This window comes from Neorhizobium sp. T7_12 (assembly GCF_002968535.1).
Lineage (GTDB): Bacteria > Pseudomonadota > Alphaproteobacteria > Rhizobiales > Rhizobiaceae > Neorhizobium > Neorhizobium tomejilense.
The window spans coordinates 18,257-34,535 of record NZ_PVBK01000001.1 but is presented as its reverse complement, the minus strand read 5'-3'; the positions used below and the strand labels follow the sequence as shown (position 1 = coordinate 34,535).

17 protein-coding genes are annotated in these 16,279 nt (G+C 61.3%); 11 read left to right on the top strand and 6 right to left on the bottom strand.

Going from position 1 to position 16,279, the window contains the following annotated elements; all coding sequences use genetic code 11:
• Nucleotides 1-37 precede the first annotated feature (37 nt).
• Nucleotides 38-313 carry a BON domain-containing protein gene (locus tag C5J26_RS00180; RefSeq protein WP_105400018.1) on the top strand — a complete coding sequence of 92 codons (276 nt, stop codon included), beginning with the start codon at nt 38-40 and terminating at the stop codon, nt 311-313.
• A 65-nt stretch (nt 314-378) separates the two neighbouring features.
• Here the strand turns inward: C5J26_RS00180 and C5J26_RS00175 are convergent, their stop codons facing one another.
• Entirely contained in the window at nt 379-2,721 is a 2,343-nt protein-coding gene (locus tag C5J26_RS00175) for a glucose/quinate/shikimate family membrane-bound PQQ-dependent dehydrogenase (RefSeq protein WP_105400017.1), read from the bottom strand.
• A gap of 172 nt (nt 2,722-2,893) precedes the next feature.
• Between C5J26_RS00175 and C5J26_RS00170 the strand changes: the two genes are divergently transcribed.
• Both C5J26_RS00170 and C5J26_RS00165 read left to right on the top strand, forming a co-directional pair.
• Nucleotides 2,894-3,529: a UdgX family uracil-DNA binding protein gene (locus tag C5J26_RS00170; protein ID WP_105400016.1), complete on the top strand. Its 636-nt coding sequence runs from the start codon at nt 2,894-2,896 to the stop codon at nt 3,527-3,529.
• A gap of 2 nt (nt 3,530-3,531) precedes the next feature.
• Nucleotides 3,532-4,257 carry a glutathione S-transferase gene (locus C5J26_RS00165; protein ID WP_105400870.1) on the top strand — a complete coding sequence of 242 codons (726 nt, stop codon included), beginning with the start codon at nt 3,532-3,534 and terminating at the stop codon, nt 4,255-4,257.
• A 111-nt stretch (nt 4,258-4,368) separates the two neighbouring features.
• Here the strand turns inward: C5J26_RS00165 and C5J26_RS00160 are convergent, their stop codons facing one another.
• Nucleotides 4,369-4,860: a sigma-70 family RNA polymerase sigma factor gene (locus C5J26_RS00160; protein WP_245440483.1), complete on the bottom strand. Its 492-nt coding sequence runs from the start codon at nt 4,858-4,860 to the stop codon at nt 4,369-4,371.
• 203 nt (nt 4,861-5,063) lie between these two features.
• On the opposite strand from C5J26_RS00160, the gene C5J26_RS00155 reads away from it, so the two are divergent.
• The gene (locus C5J26_RS00155; protein WP_105400014.1) at nt 5,064-5,915 is read left to right on the top strand and encodes a Ku protein; all 852 of its coding nucleotides are present in this window, start codon (nt 5,064-5,066) and stop codon (nt 5,913-5,915) included.
• Nucleotides 5,916-5,917: 2 nt separating this feature from the next.
• A complete protein-coding gene (ligD, locus tag C5J26_RS00150; protein ID WP_105400013.1) occupies nt 5,918-8,446 on the top strand; it encodes a DNA ligase D in 2,529 nt (842 codons plus the stop codon).
• 15 nt (nt 8,447-8,461) lie between these two features.
• On the opposite strand, the gene C5J26_RS00145 is transcribed toward ligD, so the two are convergent.
• The gene (locus C5J26_RS00145) at nt 8,462-9,268 is read right to left on the bottom strand and encodes a Ku protein (protein WP_105400869.1); all 807 of its coding nucleotides are present in this window, start codon (nt 9,266-9,268) and stop codon (nt 8,462-8,464) included.
• Nucleotides 9,269-9,374: 106 nt separating this feature from the next.
• Here C5J26_RS00145 and C5J26_RS00140 point away from each other — a divergent pair, with 106 nt between their 5' ends.
• Both C5J26_RS00140 and C5J26_RS32475 read left to right on the top strand, forming a co-directional pair.
• Entirely contained in the window at nt 9,375-9,575 is a 201-nt protein-coding gene (locus C5J26_RS00140; protein ID WP_105400012.1) for a hypothetical protein, read from the top strand.
• Nucleotides 9,576-9,808: 233 nt separating this feature from the next.
• A complete protein-coding gene (locus C5J26_RS32475) occupies nt 9,809-9,946 on the top strand; it encodes a hypothetical protein (protein ID WP_172745726.1) in 138 nt (45 codons plus the stop codon).
• A gap of 34 nt (nt 9,947-9,980) precedes the next feature.
• Here the strand turns inward: C5J26_RS32475 and C5J26_RS00130 are convergent, their stop codons facing one another.
• Nucleotides 9,981-10,310, bottom strand: a complete 330-nt coding sequence (locus tag C5J26_RS00130) for a hypothetical protein (RefSeq protein WP_046666476.1) — start codon at nt 10,308-10,310, stop codon at nt 9,981-9,983.
• A gap of 144 nt (nt 10,311-10,454) precedes the next feature.
• On the opposite strand from C5J26_RS00130, the gene C5J26_RS00125 reads away from it, so the two are divergent.
• Both C5J26_RS00125 and C5J26_RS00120 read left to right on the top strand, forming a co-directional pair.
• Complete coding sequence (locus tag C5J26_RS00125) at nt 10,455-10,847, top strand: BON domain-containing protein (RefSeq protein ID WP_172745725.1); 393 nt, start codon at nt 10,455-10,457, stop codon at nt 10,845-10,847.
• A gap of 85 nt (nt 10,848-10,932) precedes the next feature.
• The gene (locus C5J26_RS00120; protein WP_105400009.1) at nt 10,933-11,430 is read left to right on the top strand and encodes a ferritin-like domain-containing protein; all 498 of its coding nucleotides are present in this window, start codon (nt 10,933-10,935) and stop codon (nt 11,428-11,430) included.
• A 108-nt stretch (nt 11,431-11,538) separates the two neighbouring features.
• On the opposite strand, the gene C5J26_RS00115 is transcribed toward C5J26_RS00120, so the two are convergent.
• Nucleotides 11,539-11,787 (bottom strand): hypothetical protein, encoded by a 249-nt coding sequence (locus tag C5J26_RS00115; protein WP_105419827.1) that lies wholly within the window; start codon nt 11,785-11,787, stop codon nt 11,539-11,541.
• A gap of 176 nt (nt 11,788-11,963) precedes the next feature.
• Here C5J26_RS00115 and C5J26_RS00110 point away from each other — a divergent pair, with 176 nt between their 5' ends.
• Entirely contained in the window at nt 11,964-12,314 is a 351-nt protein-coding gene (locus C5J26_RS00110) for a DUF2934 domain-containing protein (RefSeq protein ID WP_105400007.1), read from the top strand.
• A gap of 299 nt (nt 12,315-12,613) precedes the next feature.
• Nucleotides 12,614-14,098: a glycogen synthase GlgA gene (gene glgA / locus C5J26_RS00105; RefSeq protein ID WP_172745724.1), complete on the top strand. Its 1,485-nt coding sequence runs from the start codon at nt 12,614-12,616 to the stop codon at nt 14,096-14,098.
• Between the two features lie 78 nt (nt 14,099-14,176).
• On the opposite strand, the gene glgX is transcribed toward glgA, so the two are convergent.
• Complete coding sequence (gene glgX / locus C5J26_RS00100) at nt 14,177-16,255, bottom strand: glycogen debranching protein GlgX (protein ID WP_105400006.1); 2,079 nt, start codon at nt 16,253-16,255, stop codon at nt 14,177-14,179.
• Between the last annotated feature and the right edge of the window lie 24 nt (nt 16,256-16,279).

The window sequence follows — 16,279 nt, the reverse complement described above, 5'->3', positions numbered from 1 at the left end:
CGCGCGTTGTCGTGCCGTGTCAGAACGGAGTACGACAATGGTCTTCAAGCATCAGCATTTTCACGAGACGCCCCCTGAGGTGGAGGCGGAATTTCCGCCAGGCGCGACGCTCGAAGGGGCGGTCTCCGATGCGCTGGCGTCTGCCGGCGGTATCGATGCAAGCGACGTCGCCGTCATCGCCCGCGGCTCCGAGGTCACGTTGAGCGGCACGGTCCAGCTGGAAAGCGAGATTGCACGAGCCGAGGAGGTGGCGCTCGGCGTCGGCGGAGTGGCCACCGTGCGCAACGAACTCCGTTTTACCCGCCCGATGTAACCCCCGATAAATGGTGTACGGAAAGGCTCGGGCGTCGGACGGCCGGGCCTTTCGTTTGGCTCCGCCTATCGCGGTAGCGCATAGGCGATCACGTAGTCGCCGGGCTTGGTGCCGACCGAGCCGTGTCCGCCGGCCACCATCACCACGAACTGGCGCCCGTCGTCGACCGCATAGGTCATCGGCGTCGCCTGCCCGCCGGCCGGCAGCCGCGCCTTCCAGAGTTCGCGGCCGTTGGTGAGGTTATAGGCGCGCAGGTAGTTGTCGACCGCAGCGCCGAGGAACGCCACGCCACCCTTGGTGATCATCGGCCCACCGATGCCGGGCACCCCGACCTTGAAGGGCAGCGGCAGCGGCGTCATGTCGTAGACCGTGCCGTTGCGATGCTTGTAGGCGATCTGGCCGGTCCTGAGGTCGACGCCCGAGACGTAGCCCCATGGCGGCGCCTGGCAGGGGATCTGCAGCGGTCCGAGGAACGGACCCATGAAGACGCCGTAGGGCGCGCCCTCGTTGCGGTTGAGGCCCTGCTCGCTGCCCTTCTCCCCCTGGCCTTTTGGCGGAATGTCCGCACGCGGCACCAGCCTTGAGGTGAAGGCGAGGTAGGTGGGCATGCCGAACATCACCTGCCGTTCCGGATCGACCGCGACGCTGCCCCAGTTGAACGTGCCGAAATTGCCCGGATAGATGATCGAGCCTTTCAGCGACGGCGGGGTGTATCGGCCGAGATAGTTGTACTGGTGGTACCAGATGCGGCAAACCATCTGGTCGAACATCGTGATGCCCCACATGTCCCGTTCCTCGAGCGGCCTCGGCTTGAACGACAAGGCCGAGGTCGGCTGCGTCGGCGCGGTACGATCTTCCGGGATGGCACCTCCGGGCGCCGGTTCCTCGGTGATCGGGATGATCGGTTCTCCGCTGCGCCGGTCGAGCACGTAGATGTCGCCCTGCTTGGTCGGACCGACCAGCGCCGGCACCACCGTATTGTCCGGCTTGGTGATGTTGAGGAGAACCGGCTGAGCGGGGACGTCCATGTCCCATAGATCGTGATGCACCGTCTGGCGCACCCATCGATCGGCGCCGGTATTGAGATCGAGCGCGACAATCGAGGAGGAATATTTCTCGACATTCTCGCTGCGGCCCATGCCGAGCTGGTCCGGCACCTGGTTGCCGAGCGGTATATAAACGAGGCCCAGTTCCTCGTCGACGCTGAACACCGACCAGCTGTTCGGGGAGTTCGTCGTGTACGTCTGGCCGGGCTGCAGCGGCTGCGTCTGGAACGGGTTCCCCGAATCCCAGTTCCAGATCAGCTGCCCGGTATTGACGTCGAACGCGCGGATGACGCCGGACTGCGACTGGGTGGAATAGTTGTCGTTGACCGCCCCGCCGATGATTATCTTGTTGCCGACGATCGCCGGTGGCGAGGTCGAGTAGTAGTAACCGGCCGGATTGTACCGCATGCCGCTGGTGAGCTGCAGCGTTCCGTTGTCAGCGAAAGAGGTGCAGACCTGGCCGTTCGCGGCATCGAGCGCAATCAGCCGCGCGTCCGACGTCGGCAGATAGACCCGTTCCGCACACGGACTGCCGGCAGCGGCGGCTGCGTCCTTGTAATAGCTGACACCGCGGCAGGTCTGGTGCTGGCGATCCGGGTTCATTCCGGAATTCGGGTCGTATTTCCATTTCTCCTTGCCGGTCGTCGCATCGAGCGCGATCGCAAGATTGTGCGGCGTGCAGAGATAGAGCGAATTGCCGACCTTGAGCGGCGTCACCTGATAGGTCGTCTCGCCCACGTCGTCAGGGCGCTTCACGTCCCCGGTCTGGTAGCGCCACACTTCCGTGAGGCTGGCGACGTTGTCGACCTTGATCTGGTCGAGCGGCGAATAACGCTGCCCATAAGGAGTTCGTCCGTACTGGTGCCATTCGCCGGGCGGCACGTTGGCGCCCATCGGCGGAGCGGCCGCGACGGACTGTTCGGGAAGCTCGCCGCTCTGGTCCAGCGGATCAAGGAACATCGAGACGACGGCGACGACGACCGCGATCATCAGCGCAATTCCGAGCGGCAGGGCACTGGCGCCGTAGCGCATGCCGGTCGGGCTTGAAAAGCCGAGCGGGGTGCGGACCCAAGGGGTCAGAAGCCAGAGGCCCAGCACGATGATCAAGCCGCCGCGCGGGCCGAGCTGCCACCAGTCGAGCCCGACTTCCCAGATCGCCCAGGCGAGCGAAGCCAGCACGATCACGGCATAGACCCTGAGTGCCATGGCGCTCCTCAGGAAAAGCAGGATGCCGGTCAGCACGAAGCCAAGACCGCAGATGATGTAATAGGCGCTGCCTCCAAGCAGCAGCAGTTGCCCGCCGCCGACGGCCAGAGCCAAGCCGATCAAAATGAAAACGACCGCCGTAATCCTGATAGCCATAATCAAAACCCTATCCGAACTGGAAAATCCCCGGGCGCGAAAACCTCGCGGTACCCCGAGCCATCAACACAAGCTCTGTGCAAAAGTTCCAGCTCGTGTTCCCGCGATGCAAATTTAAAGGAACTCTCCCGCGACCAAGCAGGTTCTGACATCGCTACAAGGAGTTGGAAGGATGCTGACATCGGCCAAGGGACCAGCCTTCGAGACGCCGGGCGCGGATGGCGGCAGGGTGCCGGACGTCAGGCAGGATGCGGAAAACTGCACCCGTTGCGACCTCTACAAGAACGCCACGCATCTTGTGTTCGGCGAGGGACCGCCGAAGGCGAAAGTGCTGTTTGTCGGCGAGCAGCCGGGAGACAAGGAGGATCAGGCGGGCAAGCCATTCGTCGGGCCGGCGGGAAAGCTCCTCGACCGCTGTCTGGAGGAGGCCGGTATCGAGCGCGACATCTGCTACGTCACCAATGCAGTGAAACATTTCAAGTTCACCCCGCGCGGCAAGCGCCGCATCCACGCCAAGCCCAATGCCGGCGAAGTCCGGGCCTGTGCCTGGTGGCTGGCGGCTGAGCTGCGCCTTGTCCATCCGAAACTCGCCGTAGCGCTCGGCGCGACGGCGCTTTATGCCTTGCTGGGAAAGCAGGCGAAAGTGACACGCGACCGCGGTACGGTCCTGAGATCGCCGGATGGCCTGCCGGTGCTGGTGACCATCCACCCTTCGGCACTGCTGAGGACGCTGGATCAGCCGGATGCGGAGCTCAACCGGGCCCGTTTCGTCGAAGATTTGAAAAAGATCGCAGAATTTCTGGAGTGATGATGACCTACGAACTTTATTATTGGGACGGCCTTCAGGGTCGCGGCGAATTTGTGCGGCTGGCGCTGGAAGAGGCCGGAGCTGACTATGTGGATGTCGCCCGTACCGATCGCGGCACAGGAAAGATGATGGACTATATCCACGGCAAGCACGGCTACGATATGCCCTTCGCACCACCCTTCCTTAAAGATGGCGACCTGATCGTCTCGCATGTCGCCAACATTCTCCACTATCTCGGGCCGAAGCTGGATCTGGTGCCGGAAGACGAAAAATCCCGCCTCTTCGCCCACGGGCTGCAGCTGACGATCACCGATTTCATCACGGAAGTGCACGACACGCACCACCCGATCAGCACCGCCGATTATTACGAGGATCAGCGGCAGGAGGCCAAGGCTCGCACCGGAGCCTTTCTGAAGCACCGGGTGCCGAAATTTATCGGCTATTTCGATCGCGTCATCACCGCAAACCCCACAAAGAGCGGCCATGCGGTGGGTGACGCCCTGAGTTATGTCGACCTGTCGCTCTTCCAGCTCGCCGAGGGCCTCCACTACGCCTTCCCGCGCGCCCTGAAAAACTTCGACAGCGATTATCCGAACGTCGCCAAGCTGCGCGACGCGGTCGCCGGACGTCCGAATATCGAAGCCTATCTCAAGTCGAAGCGCCGGCTCGCCTTCAACGAGTCGGGCATATTCCGGCATTACCCGGACCTCGACCAGGATCCGGTCTGACCGGCTAGATAAACGCGAAAACCGGGGCGATCGTCACCAGGACGATCGCCACCGCGATCAATATGAACTTCATGACGACCTCCAAAGAAAAAGCTGTCGCGATGCGGCAGCTCAGTTGGTTTCTTCTCCCAATTCCTGCAGAATTTGATGCCGCGCCCGGTTGAGGCGGCTTTTCACCGTGCCCACCGCGCAATCGCAGATCTCCGCCGTCGCCTCGTAACTTTCCCCGAGGATCGCGACCAGCGTCAGCACTTCACGATAATGCGGCGGCAGTTTCTGGAGCGCACGCTGGACCTCCTGGGCTCTTGCCGCCATCTCCTGGCTCGCCGCTACCGGCGTATCCCCGGAGATGTTCTCCTCGATCCCCGGCGCCTCGCGGCCGAGCACCTTCGCACGCGTATAAAAGGTGTTGCGCATGATGGTGAAAAGCCAGCTTTTCAGCTTGGTGCCTGGCTCGAACTTGTCGAGATTGGCGAGCGCCTTCATCAGCGTCTCCTGCACCAAGTCGTCTGCATCGCTGGGATTGCGGCAGAAAGTACGGGCAAATGCGCGGAGAGCCGGAATAAGCCTCACTATGTCTGCACGTGCAGGATCACCATTCAACTGTGATTCAGACACCGTTGCCTACCTCTCCGAAGTCTTCATGGCTGGAATGACGGGGGCAAACGCACGCCTTGCGTATTTGGTTCCCCCAAGATGAATGCCCTGTTCATCTTCGTGACGGAAAGCGCGCCTCGCTCGAGGGAACAAACAGGTCAGCAGGCCTGTTGATAGGACTTTCACGGAGTTCTGCCGGGAGTTCGGATATGGCACCGCGTGCAAACTGGAAAGGATATCTGAAGGTCGGAGAGCTGAGCTGCCCGGTGGCGCTTTATACGGCTGCATCGACGTCCGACCGCGTCAGCTTTCACATCATCAATCGCGAGACCGGCAACCGCGTCCACCGCCAGATGGCCGACGCCGACACCGGCAAGCCGGTCGAAAGCGAGGACATCGTCAAGGGTTACGAAGTTTCGAGCGGTCAATACGTCTTCCTCGAACCTGACGAGGTGAAGGCCGCGGTACCTGAGAGCGACAAGGCACTGGAGCTCGAGATCTTCATCCCATGTAACGGCGTCGATACCATCTTTATTGACCGGCCCTATTATCTCGCGCCTGCCGACAAACCCTCCGCAGAGGTCTTCGACCTGATCCGAAAAGGGCTGAAGGAGAAGAATGTCGTCGCACTCGCCCGCACCGTGCTCTTCCGGCGGCTGCGCACGCTGCTGATCCGACCGAGCGAGAAGGGGCTGATCGCCAACACGCTGAACTACGACTACGAGGTCCGGTCGGCCAAGGAAATCTTCTCCGACATCAAGAACTTCAAGATCGAGGGCGAGATGCTCGATCTCGCCCAGCACATCATCGACACCAAACGCGGCGAATTCGACCCGAGCGAGTTCGACGACCGTTACGAGGCAGCACTTGCCGAGCTGATCAAGGCGAAGATCGAAGGCCGCAAGCTCAGGAAGCAGCCGAAGCCGGAACCGAAGAAGGTCTCCAGCCTGCTCGACGCACTGCGTCAGAGCGCCGGCGGCAGCAAGAAGACCGCGCCGAAGAAATCCGCCAAGAAAACCGTATCTCGTAAGACTGCCGCCCCGCAGAGAAAGGCGAGCTGATCATGGCGCTCGAAACCTACAATCAGAAGCGCAACTTCAAGGCTTCCCCCGAGCCCCAGGGGAAAGTCTCCGGCCGCAAGGCCAAGGCATCCGGCAACAGTTTCGTGATCCAGAAACATGATGCTACCCGGCTGCACTACGATTTCCGGCTGGAAATGGACGGCGTGCTGAAAAGCTGGGCCGTCACCCGCGGCCCGAGCTTCGTGCCGGGCGAAAAGCGGCTTGCGGTGCATGTGGAAGACCATCCGCTCGACTATGGCGGTTTCGAAGGCATGATCCCGAAAGGCAATTACGGCGCCGGCGCCGTGCTGCTCTGGGATCGCGGCACCTGGGAACCCATCGGCGATCCCCACAAGGCCTATAGGAAAGGCCATATGGAATTCGAGCTGAAGGGCGAGAAGCTGGAAGGCCGCTGGCACCTGATCCGCATGGCCCCCAGAGAGGGAGAAAAGCGAGAGAACTGGCTGCTGGTCAAGGGCGAGGACGAATTCGCCCGCGCCGAGGGCGACAAAGACATTCTCGACGAAATGCCGCTTTCGGTGAAATCAGGCAGGACGCTGGATGAAATCTGGGGCCGCAAGGCACCGGCGGCAAAGAGTACGGCCAAACCGAAAGCAAAGGCGAAATCCGATCCAGAACCGGAAAAATCCGACATCGCAGCGTCGAAGATCAAGGGCGCCCGGAAAGCCGAACTTCCGGATTTCGTCGAGCCGCAGCTTGCGACGCTGGTGAAGAGCGCGCCCTCCGGCAAACGCTGGGTCCACGAAATCAAGCTCGACGGCTATCGCCTGCAGGCCCGTGTCGAAAATGGCAAGGTAAAGCTGTTGACGCGCACCGGGCTGGATTGGACGCACAAGTTCGGAGACGAGATTCTCGCGGAATTCGCAAAGCTTAGCGCGACCGATGCGATCATCGACGGGGAAGTGGCGGTCGAGGCCGGTTCCGGCGCCACGGATTTCTCGCTGCTCCAGCAGGACCTCAGCGAAGGCCGGGACGACCGCTTCACCTTCTACGCTTTCGACATTCTTCACTTGGACGGTTACGACCTGACCGGCGCGACGCTGCTGAAGCGCAAGGAGGCGCTGGAAACCCTGCTGACCGGCAGCGGCCCGGCCCTGCGCTACAGCGAGCATTTCGGGGAGGAAGGCGGTCTGGTCCTGAAACATGCCTGCCGGCTTAGCCTCGAAGGTATCATCTCCAAGATCTCGGACGCGCCATACCGTCCGGGCCGCGGCCGCGATTGGGTGAAGTCGAAATGTTCGGCACGGCAGGAATTCGTGGTCGCCGGATTTGTCCCCTCCTCCGTTTCGAGGACGGCGATCGGATCGCTGGTCATGGGATATTACGACAAGGGGAAGCTGCGGCATGCCGGTCGCGTCGGCACCGGTTATTCGAATGCCGTGGCGCAATCGCTTTTCAAGAGCCTCCAGGAGATCCAGGCCGGCGAAAGCCCGTTTGACGAAAAGCTCGCGGCGGTGGAAAAGAAGGATGTCGTTTTCGTGCGGCCCGAGCTGGTGGCGGAAGTGGAATTCCGCGGCTGGACGGCGGATGCGCATATCCGCCATGCGGCCTTCCGGGGCTTGCGCGAAGACAAGGACCCGAAGGATATCGTCCGGGAGGGCGGACCTGTGAACGCAGCGGAACAACCGAAGCCGCCGAAACGGACGGTCAATCTCACCCATCCCGACCGGGTCTACTGGCCGGATGCCGGGGTGACCAAGGCCGGGCTTGCCGACTATTACACCGAAGTCTGGCGGCTGATGGCGCCCTTCGTCGTCAACCGCCCGCTGGCGCTGGTGCGTGGACCCGACGGCATCGGCAAACAGCTTTTCTTCCAGAAACACGGCTGGAAGGGCATGACCAAGAATGCCGTACTCGTGAAGGACCCGACCGATCCGGCGGAAGAGGACATCACCATCCGCGACCTCGACGGGCTGCTCGGCCTGGTTCAGGGCGCGACCCTCGAAATTCATCCCTGGGGCTCCAACCTCGAGGACTGGGAAAAGCCGGACATGGTCAATATCGACCTCGACCCCGGCGAAGGTGTGTCGTGGACCGAGATCATCGCCGCGGCCCACGAGGTGAAGCGTCGTTTCGAGGACATGGGACTGGTGGCTTTCGTCAAGACCTCGGGCGGCAAGGGCCTGCATGTCGTCGCCCCCGTCAAGCAGAAGGCGGAATGGCCGGAGGTGAAGGCGGCGATGAAGGCGCTGGCCGACGGCATGGCCGGCGACGATCCCGACAAATATGTCTCGACGATCACCAAGTCGAAGCGAAGTGGCAAGATCCTCATCGACTACCTGCGCAACGGGCGCGGCAATACCGCCGTGGCGCCCTACTCCACCCGTGCCCGCGCCGGCGCGCCGGTCTCCATGCCGATTACGTGGGACGAACTCGGGGGAGCGATCGGCCCCAACTACTTCACCGTCAACAACGCCCCGGCCCGCATCGCCCAGCAGACGAACGATCCCTGGGGAGATTTTCGCAAGGCAGAAGCCCCGATCGAGTTCAAGGGAAAGAAGAAACGGTAGAAACCCGGGGGAGGCTCACTTCCTCGGCGCCTTTCGTTCCGCCTCCAGGCTCTTCTTCAGCGCGGCGGTGATATCGATCACGTTGCTGCTGCGCTCGGGCGCCTTCTCCTCGACCTTCTTCCTGGTCTTCCGGCTCTTCTTGCGCTCGGCGATGATTTCGAGCAGCCGGTCCTGGACCGGATCGTCGGCCATCGAAGGCTTCCAGGCTTCGGTGCGCTCGTCGATGATCTTCTTCATCATCGACAGATGCTCGGCATCAGCCTTCTCCTTCGGTTTCTCCACAGCGTATTCGTCGGCGTCGCGTACTTCGTCGCCGTAACGCAAGGTCCAGACCACGATCCCCTTGTCCTTGGGCAGCAGCAGAACAGCGCGCTCTCGACGATACATGACGAGCCGGGCAATGCCGCCGGTCCCGGTCTTTGCCATGGCCTCGCGGATCACCGCAAACGCCTCGGCGCTCACCTCGTCGTCCGGCGCCAGGTAGTGCGGTCGGTCGTACCAGATCCAGCCGATCGAGTCCGCCGGCACGAAAGTCTCGATATCGATCGTACGGGTGCTTTCGAGCCCGACATCCTCGATCTCTTCGTCTTCGAGAAGAACGTAGTCGTCCTCGCCCTTCGGATAGCCTTTGACCTGATCGTCGTCCTCGACCGCCTCACCTGTTTCGGCATCGACATACTGGCTGAGGACGCGATTGTTGGTCTTGCGGTTGATATTGTGGAACCGCACCTTGGCACCTTCGGAGATGGCCGGCGTCATCGTCACGCGGCAGGTGACCAGCGAGAGCTTGAGATAACCTTTCCAGAATACGCGCGGCGCCACGGAAAACTCCTTCGTTTGCCCGATAACCCGCGCCGCCTCCGCTTGGTTCCGGAACAAACGTTCGATCCAAACCGTTTTCGTGATGAAACAGGCCAGGAGAAATCAGATGAGCACCAACAGCACTCCCAACTCCGTGCAGAAGGGTTCGCCCAAAAAAGCCGAGCAGTCGGCTCGCGAGCGCGGCGAAAAGAAGGAGCTGGACGAGCAGCTCAACGAGGGGCTGGAAGATACCTTTCCGGCGAGCGATCCCGTCTCGAGCACGGTGACATCCATCCCATCGGGCACGCCGAAACCGCCCAGGCACTGATTTTCCCAAAAACCTCTGGAACAAATGCAGCGGCTCCCGGATAGGGAGTCGCTTTATTCATTTGTCCTCTGTGACTTTTTCGGGATATCCGAAGTTAGCCGTAATGATGTATGGAAAGCTAATGTAGGGTTATGGCGGGCGGACATTGTTCGGCAACGGATATGCCGGCGGTGATTACGTCAGAGGTCGGGATGACGAAACAAGACACTCCGGTTGCGGAACAGGACGTCAGAATGGGACGGCGGGTTAACCGCAAGGTCTCGGTCCTTCTGACCGAAATCGAGAAGGAAGAGGTCCCTGATCGGCTGCTCGACCTGGCGCGCGAGCTGCAGAGGGCACTCAACGAAAAGAGCGACGGCCGCACCGATTGAGGCTGTCCGTCCTGGATAGGCCCGCCTCAAGCCATCAGAGCTGGGTCGAAATCAGGTTGTCGACGCGCACACGCCCGCCGATCACGCACCGCGGCCCGTTCGGTGCGAACCGGCCGCTACTGTCCTCGATCACCGTATAGAGCTTGTCGCTGCGGAAGGCGCTCGCCATCTCGGTCGAATTGCCCTCGCAGGGCGAAGCATCGATTTCCATGAAATCCAGTTCCGCCTGGCTCGCCACGAGCCGCGCATCGCCGGCGGTCTTTGCCCGGACCACCACTTCGCCATGCGGTGGCGAGTTCTGCCAGTTCGGATCCTTTGGCGCAGCTGTCGGCACCAGCCGATAGATCTTCAGCCTGTCCTGCATGTCTCTCTCCCGTCGTAAGCATTTTTCTAGTTGACGATCAAACGCCGTCCGAGCGTTCCGGTTCCATCAAGTCGCATGGAACTTTTCCGGCAACCATGGGTTCCTCCGCTGCGGGCGATCATGCCCCTGATAAGGAGAAAGCCGATGAAGAATGAGCAGCCGAAAGCTGGCCGTCCCGGCGAGACCTCGCAATGGCCTCGATGGGAGGGCCCGGCGGAAAGCCGCCCAAGCGGTTATCTTCAGGGCGAAGCCAATATCTTTGCCGAGGGACCGGAGCAGGAAAAGCAGATCGGCAAGGGACCGGACGGTTACGAACGCCCCGACGATCTGATCGCACAGGACGTGAATGAACAACTGACGCAGGATGCCTTTCTCGACCCGACCAACATGACGGTCTCGGTGGAGAACGGCGAAGTGACATTGGAGGGGTACGTGGCCCACCTTGCGGACAAGGAGCGCGCCCAGGACGTCGTCCTCGACATCCAGGGTATCACCGCCTGCCGCAACAATCTTCGAATAGCCCCCGAAAGGCACTGATCTGCCTGGAACCTGTGAGGCGGTCAGTCGTTAGATGCCTCGCAATCCCTGCCTCAAGAATACTCATCAACAAGGAGAGACACCCATGGCCAATAAGACCCTCGACGACCTTTTCCATGAAACCCTGAAGGACATCTATTACGCGGAACGCCAGATCGTGAAGGCGCTGCCGAAGATGGCGCGGGGCGCCCAGGATCCGAAGCTGAAGGCGGCATTCGAAAAGCACAGGGAAGAAACCGAAGGCCAGATCGATCGCCTGAAGCAGGTCTTTGAGATCATCGGCAAACGGGCCCAGGGCAAGACTTGCCCGGCCATCGACGGCATCATCGAGGAAGCCGAGGAAATCCTCGACGAGTTCAAGGGCACTCCGGCCCTCGACGCCGGCCTGCTCGCCGCGGCGCAGGCGGTCGAACACTACGAGATCAGCCGTTATGGCACCCTGCGCGCCTGGGCTCAGCAGCTCGGCCACCGGGATGCGGTAACGCTTCTCGAACAGACGCTCGCCGAGGAAAGCAAGACCGACGAGGCTCTGACGGCCCTTGCCAAGACTGCCGTCAACACAGCGGCCCAGAAGGCTGCGTGACATTTCGAGCGATCGGAAGAAAGGCGCGGCCTCGGCCGCGCCTTTTTCGCGACCCGTACATACAAAAAAACCCGGCTTCCGCCGGGTTTTTCCTCCCTTCCGGCCTCCTCAAGCCGGGAAAGATCGCCTCAGAACCGAAGCATCGGGGTGTCCGTGCATGGTCGGAATCGGCAACATCTCGCCGTTCGGCGCCTGTCGCCGGAAAATCTCCACCCGACCGCTTCGGTCGCGCGCCACATGGGCCTTGGCGGCCTCCATGGCGAGTTCATAGGTGTGGTAATAAGACGCAGACTGCACGCCGTCTATGACATAGACCCAGCCGGTTGCGTGTGGAACGATATCGCAGTACTTTCCCATTGGATGTGTCTCCTTCCCGGCGGCCATAAGTACATTCGACAGCCAAAAGTTCCGCCTCCGGGGAAGTTTTTTTTCGAGTGTTGGCCGCGTCTCGGCCGGGTTGCGATTTTTCGTTTTGACCAGGGAACTTTTCCGCGCCGCACACGTTTGGGGCGCTTGGGCGAATGGAGACAAGAATGGCGGAATCCGAAGAAATCTGGATCAGAAAGCGGGCCTACACGTTGTGGGAAGAAGAAGGCTATCCCTCGGGCAAGGATAGGGAGCATTGGGAAAGAGCCAAGCTCGAATATGCGACGCTTGGGCCGACCGCTTCGAAAAAGCCTGCGGCAGGATCGGGCGGCAAGTCCGCGACCGCCGTGAAGCCGCCAAAGGCGGCGTCGAAGGCTGCAACTCCCAAACCGGCAGCGAAAACCGCTGCAGCCAAGGCTTCTCCGGCAAAGACAACTTCCAAGGCACCGGCCGCTGCCATGCCGGAAGCCGTCCAGCCGGCCAAGAAGCGTTCCAAGAAGGTTCCAGCTGGCGCCTGACGCCGCCTGCCACCCATCTTCATCACCATCGTTACTGGTCGCGGCGACTGACATCATTGCGGCCGCGGGTTCGTTTATCCTGGAAAATCGAAATGGCTTTTGCGTCTGAACTTGGTCTCGTTTCCGCCTTGACGGAGGAACGTTGGCCAAGGCGAAAACGTTCTGGAGGGTGAGACTGGCAGATGGCGGAGGCACGCATGATGAACGCTTACGTCCCGATCGGCGAACCCCGTCGAGATGAGCGGAGCGCGGGCGGACAGGGGATCAATACTGGTTATGGAAAGCGGGGGCTTCCCGGCATGAGAATTCTTTCGGTCACCTCCGAAATCTTCCCCCTTGTGAAGACGGGTGGCCTTGCAGACGTGACCGGGTCTCTGCCCAAGGCGCTCAGCCCCCTCGGCATCGAGACCACCTCCCTGATCCCCGGTTATCCCCAGGTCATGCAGCAGCTGAAGAGCGCCATGCCGCTGGTCACTTTCGAAAACCTGCTCGGCGAAAAAGCAGCACTCCTCCATACCCGCGTCGAAGGCCTCAGCCTTTTCATCCTCGACGCGCCCGCCCTCTACGACCGGCCCGGCGGCCCTTATGTCGACGAAGAGGGCATCGATCATCCCGACAACTGGAGGCGGTTCGCCGCACTTTCCCTCGCTGCGGCGGAAATCGCCGATGGATTGCTGCCGGGCTGGGTTCCGGACCTGGTTCACACCCATGACTGGCAGTCTGCACTGACCTCGGTCTACATGCGCGAACGCGGCTGCAAAACGCCCGTGGTTCTAACCATCCACAACCTCGCCTTCCAGGGCCAATACCCTGCCGGCGTGCTGATGAGCATCGGCCTGCCGCCAGAGGCCTATTCCATGAACCGCATGGAATATTTCGGCGATATCAGTTTTCTGAAGGGCGGCCTGCAGACGGTCGATGCGATCACCACCGTCAGCCCGACCTATGCTCGCGAAATCCTCACCCCGCGCTTCGGCATGGGCATGGACGGGGTTCTGAATGCTCGCGTCTCCGTCCTGCGCGGCATCGTCAACGGCATCGATCTCGATATCTGGGACCCGTCGACGGATCCGCACCTGCCCCGCAATTACGATGTCGGCACGCTGCGCCGCAAGCGCGAGAACCGCGCCGTGCTGCTTCGAAAATTCGGGCTGAACCCGGCAAACGAAGGTCCGGTGTTTTCCGCCGTCAGCCGGCTGACCTGGCAGAAAGGTTTCGACATGTTCGCCGATACGGCGGACGAGATCATCCGCCACGGCGGCCATGTGATCGTCTTCGGGCAGGGCGACCGCGAGATCGAGCGGGCTCTGTCGGATACCGCCGCGCGTTTTCCGGGCCGGATGGCGGTGCATTACGGCTACGACGAACCGACGGCGCATCTGGTCCATGGCGGGTCTGACGCCATCGTGCAGCCCTCCCGCTTCGAACCCTGCGGGCTGACTCAGCTCTACGCGCTGCGCTACGGCTGCGTCCCCGTCGTCTCCCGCACCGGCGGACTTTCGGAAACGATCATCGATGCCAATGACGCAGCCATGTCGGCGCGCGTCGCAACCGGTTTTCAGTTCCATCCTGTGACCACGGACGGACTGAGGCTCGCACTTCGCCGCGCACTGCACGCCTATGCCGACCCGAAAATGTGGGCGCGGCTGCAGAACCAGGGCATGAAGGCGAAATTCTCCTGGGAACGCAGCGCCCAGCAATATGCCGCCGTTTATGCCAATCTTGTGCTGAAGTCCGGCCATATTGTCTCGACAAGCTCGGATATCCGTCGCGCGACGCTCTAGCCTTCCCATCAGCGGACAAAAAGAAACCGGCTCGAAGGCCGGTTTTTTTATGGAGCAAAGGGAAGAAATTCGAGGGCCTTACGGCCTACGGAAGAGTGCCAGGCTGCGCGCTTCAAGCTCGAAATCCTTTTCCTTGGTAATCACCAGGCCGCGCTTGGAAAGGTCGGAGGTGGTGAGTTCAAGCACCCAGCCGCCCTCGCCGAACTGCGGGATGCGGAACGGCACATTGCCCTCGAACGGGTTGAAGAGCAGCAGGACGTCATGCCAGATGCCCTCCTCTTCCCGAAGATCGGTCCGGCCGATATGGAGGCCGAGCGTGGAGCCTTCGTCCCACTGCTCCGGTGTCTGAAAACCGCCGCCGGCGTTGAACCATTTGATCTCCAGGCCGTCGCGCCAGTTCTCACGACGCAGCAGCGGCTGTTCGCGTCGCAGCTTGATGATCTGGCGGGTGAACTCGCGCAGCTCCTCGCAGCCCTCGGGCAGGTTCTCCCAATGAACCCAGGAAATGTCGCTGTCCTGGCAATAGCCGTTGTTGTTGCCCATCTGACTGCGGCCGAACTCGTCGCCGGCAAGCAGCATCGGCGTGCCGTGCGAGAAGAACAGGGTGGCGAGGAAATTGCGCTTCTGGCGATCGCGCACCGCATTGATGCCCTCGTCCTCGGTTGGCCCTTCCGCGCCGTAATTGTAGCTGCGATTGTCGTTGTGGCCGTCGTTATTGTCCTCGCCATTCGCCTCGTTGTGTTTGTCGTTGTAGGAAACGAGATCGTTCAGGGTGAAACCATCATGGGCGGCGATGAAGTTGACGCTCGCCCAAGGGCGGCGGCCGCGCTGATCGTAGAGATCGCCGGAACCGAGCAGGCGGGCGGCGAAGTCCGTGGAGACATTGGTGCCCTTCCAGTATTCGCGCACCGTGTCGCGATACTTGTCGTTCCACTCCGCCCAACCGGGAGGGAAACCGCCGACCTGGTAACCGCCGGGACCGATATCCCACGGCTCGCCGATCAGCTTTACCCTCGAAAGCACCGGATCCTGGCTGATTGCGTCGAAGAACCCGCCGCGCTGGTCGAAACCCTCCGGCTCGCGGCCGAGGATGGTGCCGAGGTCGAAACGGAACCCGTCGACATGCATGCTCTCGGTCCAGTAGCGCAGCGAATCCATGATCAGCTGCAGCACGCGCGGATGCGACGTGTTGACGGTGTTCCCGGTTCCCGTGTCGTTGATGTAATAGCGGTGCTGGTCGGGCATGGTCCGATAGTAGGAAAAGTTGTCGATGCCCTTGAACGACAACGTCGGCCCGAGCTCGTTGCCCTCCGCCGTGTGGTTGTAGACCACATCGAGAATGACCTCGATCCCGGCATCGTGGAACGACCGCACCATGTCGCGAAAGCCTTGGATCCCTCGTGGTCCATAGTAGCGGGAGGCAGGCGCGAAGAAACCGAGCGTGTTGTAACCCCAGAAATTATGCAGGCCCTTGTCGAGCAGGTGCTGATCGTCGGGGAAATAATGGACCGGCATCAGCTCGACGGAGGTGATGCCGAGGCTCTTGATGTATTCCACCGACGCCTTGTGGCCCATGCCGTCGAATGTGCCGCGCAACTCCTTCGGAATGCCCGGATTGAGCTGGGTAAAACCCTTCACATGGGTCTCGTAGACGATCGTCGCCGGCCAGGGAATGTTCGGCCGGTTCTGGTCCTGCCAGTCGAATTCGTTCGGATCGATGACCCGGCATTTTGGCATGAACGGCGCGCTATCGCGCTCGTCGAAGGTCAGATCCTTGTCCTCGTGCAGAAGATCGTAGGCGAAATGTGCCTCGTTCCAGTCGACTTCGCCGTAAAATTCTCGGGCGTATGGGTCGATCAGCAGCTTGTTCGGGTTGAAGCGATGACCATTTTCAGGGTCGTATGGGCCGTGGACGCGGAAGCCATAGAGGGCGCCAGGCTTCAGTCCCGGCACATAGCCATGCCAGATTTCATGGGTGTATTCCGGAAGCTCGAGTCTGGCGATCTCTATCTTGCCGCTCGGATCGTAGAGGCAAAGCTCCACCCGTTCCGCATGGGCCGAGAAAATCGCGAAATTGACACCCTCGCCGTCAAAATTGGCTCCAAGCTGAAGCCAGGAGCCGGGCTCGATGACAAAGTGGTTTGATTTCGTATCCATGCGGCACCCAATTGAAAGACTGGC